Source organism: Pseudoalteromonas luteoviolacea (genome assembly GCF_001696455.1).
GTDB lineage: Bacteria > Pseudomonadota > Gammaproteobacteria > Enterobacterales > Alteromonadaceae > Pseudoalteromonas > Pseudoalteromonas luteoviolacea_C.
This window is the reverse complement of record NZ_MAUJ01000037.1, coordinates 1-1,001: the sequence shown is the minus strand read 5'-3', so window position 1 is coordinate 1,001 and position 1,001 is coordinate 1. Positions and strand designations below refer to the sequence as shown.

Annotated in this window: 1 rRNA gene; it reads left to right on the top strand. The window is 49.9% G+C overall.

Annotation, left to right across the window (positions count from 1 at the left end):
• Positions 1-1,001 (top strand): 23S ribosomal RNA (locus tag A7985_RS25370); the annotation flags it as partial.

The following is a 1,001-nucleotide window of genomic DNA, read 5'->3' as shown; positions in this document are numbered from 1 at the left end:
CAGTGAATACATAGCTGTAAGAGGCAAACCGGGAGAACTGAAACATCTAAGTACCCCGAGGAAAAGAAATCAACCGAGATTCCGAAAGTAGCGGCGAGCGAAATCGGATTAGCCCTTAAGCTTCAGTGTAATTAGTGGAACCTTCTGGAAAGTTGGACGACACAGGGTGACAGTCCCGTACACGAAAATTTATCTGAAGTGAAATCGAGTAGGTCGGAGCACGTGAAACTTTGACTGAATATGGGGGGACCATCCTCCAAGGCTAAATACTCCCAACTGACCGATAGTGAACCAGTACCGTGAGGGAAAGGCGAAAAGAACCCCTGTGAGGGGAGTGAAATAGAACCTGAAACCGTGTACGTACAAGCAGTAGGAGCCCTTCGAGGGTGACTGCGTACCTTTTGTATAATGGGTCAGCGACTTATATTCTGTAGCGAGGTTAACCATTTAGGGGAGCCGTAGCGAAAGCGAGTCTTAACTGGGCGCTTAAGTTGCAGGGTATAGACCCGAAACCCGGTGATCTAGCCATGGGCAGGTTGAAGGTCAGGTAACACTGACTGGAGGACCGAACCCACTAACGTTGAAAAGTTAGGGGATGACCTGTGGCTAGGAGTGAAAGGCTAATCAAACCGGGAGATAGCTGGTTCTCCCCGAAATCTATTTAGGTAGAGCCTCGGACGAATACTTACGGGGGTAGAGCACTGTTAAGGCTAGGGGGTCATCCCGACTTACCAACCCTTTGCAAACTCCGAATACCGTAAAGTACTATCCGGGAGACACACGGTGGGTGCTAACGTCCATCGTGGAGAGGGAAACAACCCAGACCGTCAGCTAAGGTCCCAAAGTGTATGTTAAGTGGGAAACGATGTGGGAAGGCTAAAACAGCTAGGAGGTTGGCTTAGAAGCAGCCATCCTTTAAAGAAAGCGTAATAGCTCACTAGTCGAGTCGGCCTGCGCGGAAGATGTAACGGGGCTAAACATACCACCGAAGCTACGGCTGC